The sequence below is a fragment of the Francisella sp. SYW-2 genome (assembly GCF_008711475.1).
GTDB classification, from domain to species: Bacteria; Pseudomonadota; Gammaproteobacteria; order Francisellales; family Francisellaceae; genus Francisella; species Francisella salimarina.
This window is the reverse complement of sequence record NZ_VXKO01000013.1, coordinates 41537-48071: the sequence shown is the minus strand read 5'-3', so window position 1 is coordinate 48071 and position 6535 is coordinate 41537. Positions and strand designations below refer to the sequence as shown.

Sequence of the window (6535 nt, the reverse complement as noted above, 5' to 3'; positions counted from 1 at the left end):
CGTTCAATCTGAGCCAGGATCAAACTCTTCAGTTTAATTCTCAAATTCTGACTCTAACTACTGATACTCAAATTCTTTAACAAAGTGTTTGTATATAATATATCTCTTAAATATCTTAGAAGCCTTAACTCCCAACCGTTAACATCACTCGTCAGCCGGTGAAGACATATAATACGCATCACTCATCCAAAATGCAACTACTTTCTTCAAAAAAATTAAAGTTTTTTAATATCTAGCCAAATAATTCGTAAATACCACTCAAATTTAGATCTTTACAACCAAATCTCCTGTCCATCTATTAGTTTTCAAACTCATAAAAATATATTAAAAATTAGTAAAATATAAGCTGTAAACATATAGCTTAGAGATATTTGCTTATGTACAATGCTTTTTAACTAGATTTAAATCAATTAAGTTAGCAATGATAAATATTAGCAATATAACAGACTCTAATATTGATACTATAGTTGGTCAATTAGCTTCTGATGTTACAAATAAAGGTGTAACTTCTTATTCTGCTAAACTTGCTTGTGAGATTAATAATCTTATAGTTGGACATAACATAGAGAACATAAACCTAGTTAGCACACAACTAAAAACAACTAAAACATTATATGATAATAATCTAATATCCAGGCTTGATTATAAAAAGTATCAACAATACTGTAAAATTACTAAACTTAAAAACATCATAAATCAATTTGTTGAATATTTCTCTACAAACAATAAAGATAATCAGAGTCTAGAACTGGCTATTTTAGACTTAGAAAACTCATGCAAATCAAAACTAATTTTAGAACTTCCTTACGATTACATAAGAAAAATAGATAAATTACTAAACGTTATCGATAACTCAATACAAAGATCTAGCTCGCTAGATAAGTCTACTTTGAACGAGTTTAATAAACTCAAGAACATTCTTGCTAAATATATTGGATACAACCCAGTACTGCAAAAACAAGAACTCACGATAAATATAAAGCCTATTAATCAAGGCTTTGAAATAGAGAATATCAACTTTGTATCTACAAACAATAAACAATACTTCAAACAGAACTCTCTAACAATTAAGAACTCGCATATTAAAAATTTAGAAATATGTGAAAATATTTATGGGATTAGTGGGGAATTAACTTTTAATTTGGCATATATAAACAATCACAAAGACTTTGATTTTCTATTGACTCCAAATCAACCTATACTGATAGATATCCAAATAAATGATGATTTTAATTTTTATAAGAAAGATTCTAAAAAAGAACATCACACACGATCAACTCGTTTTGTAGCTATTGGATCTACTACAAACTATGTAGATACTGAAGAAAAATTCGAATATAGCATATACTCTTATGCTGAAAGTGTTTCATCTGGTTTAAAAGAATTTAAAATAAAATTCCATGACCCTCTCAAAGCACTTTGGATGGAACACAAACCATCTTATATTGACATCAATAAAAGTTTGGACGACATTCTTAAAGATAATTTTTTCTTTGACAGCTTATTTTCTTTAGACACGAATAAAAGCAATAACCTAAAAACTCGAATACCTCAAACATTTATTTCAACTATAAATAGAAGTTTCTATGATTTTTTTATTGAGCAACTCCAACAAAATAAAAGCTACCTAAAATATTTCTGCAACAAGAAAAATGGTAAAGTGACCTACTATATCTTTGATAAAGTAGACAGCTCCCTACAAAACAATATCGCAAACTCTGATGATAACTTGAAGGATAAATTATCTCCCTATGATATAAGTTGCCTAAAAAAACAACATCTAATCTCTAACGAACCAAACTTCTACATTAAAGAAAATGATATTTCTCCAGATGTAACTATCAACAATAAGAGAAAAGAAGAACGAAAAAATTCTAAAGGCTCAATAAAACCTTTTTCATCCATATATAAAGATAACCTTAGTACTATTGAATATTTGCAGAATCAGGATGATGAAAAAAAAGAGGTTGAGACTTCGGAATTCGAAATACTTTTAACCTCGAGAAATATTCTTCCCTTTATAGATAATGAGATCACTCTATCCAAACTAGAAAATGATAAAGATTACCTACTAGGAGCAACAAATATAAAAAATTTATTCATATATGAAAGAGAGTTGTCATTCACTAGAAGTAAATATAGCACTCAACAACTCTATAAAAACATAAATAAGCTTCACTACAAGAGCACCTCTGAGGCTGATGTATATGAGAAAATAGCCTTCACAAGAACTCTTAATCTAACACACAATAATTTAGTAACCTACAAAGTAAAAGACTATAACAGCCTAGCTCCTGAATATCCTAAATACAAGTCTTTTCATAATTTCTATATAAACGGCAGAGTGACTATCGGAGAAAATGTTAATAACGATTCGAAAAAAGCATATAAATTCTTTAAAAACTATAAACCTGAAGAGAGCTCATTTGCTGAGTTTCAAGGAAATGGTGAAAAAGGCACTTCTGCCATACAAAATAGTAAAGCCAGTATTTTTTATGCAATAGAAGTTATCAAGGAATTACTACCAGATAAATCTTCTGAAAAACCAATTATATACCTACCAATGAAGGTAAATATAAATTCTGCTAATAACCAATTCATGCCTCTTAGAAATGATGATATTATTTTAGTTGAGGCTCAATCATTCACAGACGGCGAAATAGTTGAGTTGATTTCTAACTCAGCAATATCAACAGAAAAAGCACAGCAACAGTTATTACAAAGACAACTTCTTGGTGCTAAGGAAAACTGTGAAATGGCATATACACAGACAAGCGATGGTGAGACATTCTCATTAACTCAACTTAACGAAGCTAGTGAGAACTCTTTTTTAATAAACGATAAAAAAGGAATTTTTCTTAGATACAAATCAAAAGGGAATTAAAATATGACTTTTATAAAAAATCATCAAATATTACTAATTTCTCTGATAATAGTAGTAATCATTCTATCTGTTGTTAGCATTTTCCTTATAAGGAAGTGGCTAAAAACATCAAAAACTTCCAGCAAAAAGCCTATTGCAAATATTATAAAGCGTGCAAAATCGGTTATTAGAACAAATAAAATAAAGAATAGCTTAGCTGAGCTGTATATATTCTATGGAGACTATTCTGCTGCAAAAGACTACATAAAAAAGCTAAAACCTAACGTCCAAATTATTGATAACAATGAACTACCCCTAATAGCTATCGATAAAATCAATACTTCATTAGTATTTGGAACCGAAGACCTTTCAGACCTGTATAAATTAAGAAGAAAATTAAATCTACAGTTCTATAAACTCAATTTCTGCTTTGATATTTCTAACCCTCACTTTCAGGAGGACAATAGTATAAGTGAGGTTTATAAACAACTTACAAAGCTAAGATTAAAAAATTTCATAATATCATTCTACAGTTCATCTGAACATAGTCAAAGCTATAACAATGCTATTGGTAAGAAATCTATAGTCAAACTAAGCTCAAATGAAGGCCTAAATAACAAAATTGATGAAGCAATACTGTCAAAAATCCTTAGCCATAAAGATAGTATTGGAGATAAATACAATAATACAATAATATTAAACCAAATAAGAAAATCACTAAAAAACATATACCCTCAATTAAAATCTATTGATAAGGAAATATTTCTTAATTTTGGCTTAAACATTCCGGATAATATAATAGCGAGAAGAGATACCATATTTTTTAGCAGTTCCCCTAGAGGTATCATCATAAACTTAATCTCTCTATTGTTTAGCTTCATATTTATTATTAATATTTTTCAAGAGATTGGACTAAAAGAAGAGATTTCTATTAAAGAGCTGAAACCATCATCAGAAAACAGCTCGAATGAAGTAGTAAAAGAAGCTAGAAAAAAAGTTGATGATGCAATACTCCTAGATATCTTATATCCAAAATCAGTAAAGTATCACTTTATATACAAACAGTATGCCAACGCTTTGTTGAAAAGCGTAGTTTTACCAAAGTATAACGAAACCTATGATCTATCAATAGTAACCTCTTATTTGATATTTTTTGAATATTTAGCTAATAAAAACATCGACCCAAGTACAGAAAGTATGCTTAGAATAATAAGTAGCTTCACAAATCTTTCTCAAAAGCAGTTACAAATAGTAATCAAATACACCGATTCTAGTTTAAGAACTGAAACTATTCACTCTATTACTAAAAGAGCTAATAAACTGTATACAGATCGCTTGCTGGTCGTTGGTGAAGACTCAGAAAGTTACTTAAGCACACAAGGCTTCAATGCTGAATACTTAGGAATTTCTAATACTAAAAGAGCTAAATTTATCAATGACATTTATATAAAGTACTTATATAAATGCACTATAGACAACTCAATATTAGACTTAAAAAATAATTACATAATACCAATTGAAGTTAACAATATTTTTTCGATGTATCAGGAACAGTTTGATACATCATCAAAGAAATTATGTAATTCATCATATATAAGCTCTGTCACAAAAAGTGTTTCTTTAATCTTTAATCAAGAGGAAACTGAAAAGAAATTTGAAAGCTTTAGCGATATGCTCGACCATATTTACTACCTAGTAAAATCTTTAGAGAAAAATGCCAATGACGTCACAGATGACGGTAAAGAACAAACTGGGTCTATAACTACATCTTTAGTAAACTATGTTCTCAATAGCGTTATTAATTCAACATATAATAAAGATGAACTTCCTCTTATAAACCCTGTAAGTAAAAAGCTATATATGGAATTTGCTCCTAACTTTTATGGTAAAAGGATTTTAATTTCTCCAATATACTCAAAGGAATACATCAAAGATAATATTGATCCTATTAATAAGAAATTTAATAGATTACTTAACAACCTGAAAAGTAATTTTGATATAGAACCTGACTTTATGATTGCTATCTACAAAAGCTCCATAAACAACTATAATTCAAAATATATAGATTCTTACAACAGAATGATTGATAAACTTAATAATGACTCTGATTTCAGTAAAAACATTTCCAATAAAAATGCTTTAAATCTTTATTTATTAGCTATGTCATCAAAAGACTCCTCATTTAATAGCTTAATAGAGTTTTATAGTACCAACACAAGTCTAATAACTAGTGACTCAAAAGTCGACTCATCTAAGAAAGTAAATAAGCTTCAACAGTTCTATGGAAAAATAACTAAGCTAGGTAAACAGGATAATAAAGATCAAGACATATCATTATGGGCTCCGATAGATAGCCACTTCCACGAAAATGATGAGTATCTAAAATCAAAAAGCTATGTTGAATATAGAGAGATATTCAAAAAATTGAATAATTTAATAAGAGAACATGGTTACTCAGATACTTATAAGGAAATTAAGCAAGGATATAAACCTCTACAAAAAGTTTACTCCGGACTTTCTGAAATAAATAATCCAAACAATAACAACCTATATAAATTACTTAAAAAACATCTAGATATAGCTATTGAAGCGATAAAAACTATAGCTATAAAAGATGCAATAACCAAACTTGATAATACTGTTAATATTGAATATGAATTCATAACTGATCAATTCCCATTCAATAAAAATAGTAATACTTTTGCCACAAATGAAGCAATAACAAAAGATTTTGATAGCAACGGTTATGTATACTCAACATTTATAGAGCAACTATCGCCACTATTATCTTATAATAAAACTAACGATAAATGGTATAGTAACGATTTCTCAACTTCTGAGCAGGTAGATTACTTAAATAAGTTTAACAAAGTATACTTATTGAACAAACTATTATGGGATGACAAAAGAAATCCTCAAGCTATCAAATTTGAGATAACTCCCATACCAAATGAAGATAATGACTATACCTTCTTTAGTATAATTCTCGATAAGCAAAACTATGTAAACTCTCTGAATATAGCATACTCAAATAGTATGGAAATTAGTTACAATTGGAACTCACTTGAATCAACAACCATAACTATAAAATTTGAAGACGGTAGTACAGACCAAATAAGTTACCACGGTAAATGGTCGATACTCAAAGCTATTAAAGATGCTAACTGTGATCAAAATAATATTTGTACTTGGGAAGTTAAACATAACGGTAAAACATACCCTGTAAGTTTTAAAGTCGAATCAAAATTTTTACAAGTATTAGATTGGCAGAAACAAGGAGATACTAATGTACAATAACTTATTTAAAAAAGCTTTTTTAATATTAATTATAGCTCTAGGACTTAGTAGTTGTGCAAGTGATGGTTTGTATATCAAAAACAATGTCCCTAAAACAAAAGTCGTATTAGAGTCTAAACCTGATAAAAATACCTTTTACTCTGACAACTATCAGTCCATCTCTCAAAGAATATATAATGATAACGTAAAAGTATTAAACCTAAAAACTGGAGAAAATGAAATTCCGTTAAATAAAGATAGTAAAGATTATGCTCTATACTTCATATTGCCGGATAATAACAATATTGAAAACTGGAAGTATATTATTAGCTCTGATTCAGTAAATGAATTTACTATTAAAAATGATAGCAATATAGAAAAAGATTAAGGGAGATA

The 6535-nt window shown here is 28.6% G+C and carries 3 protein-coding genes; all 3 read left to right on the top strand.

Annotated elements, in window-relative coordinates:
- Positions 1 to 421: 421 nt before the first annotated feature.
- From F3D57_RS05670 to iglE, 3 genes are read left to right on the top strand one after another with little or no spacing between them, the layout of a single operon-like run.
- On the top strand, positions 422 to 2884 hold the full coding sequence (locus F3D57_RS05670) for a pathogenicity determinant protein PdpA1 (RefSeq protein ID WP_150465516.1): 2463 nt from the start codon (positions 422 to 424) through the stop codon (positions 2882 to 2884).
- Positions 2885 to 2887: 3 nt separating this feature from the next.
- The gene (locus tag F3D57_RS05665; RefSeq protein ID WP_150465515.1) at positions 2888 to 6160 is read left to right on the top strand and encodes a hypothetical protein; all 3273 of its coding nucleotides are present in this window, start codon (positions 2888 to 2890) and stop codon (positions 6158 to 6160) included.
- On the top strand, positions 6150 to 6527 hold the full coding sequence (gene iglE / locus F3D57_RS05660) for a type VI secretion system lipoprotein IglE (RefSeq protein ID WP_013922777.1): 378 nt from the start codon (positions 6150 to 6152) through the stop codon (positions 6525 to 6527). Before F3D57_RS05665 ends, iglE begins: the two co-directional genes overlap by 11 nt.
- Positions 6528 to 6535: the final 8 nt, after the last annotated feature.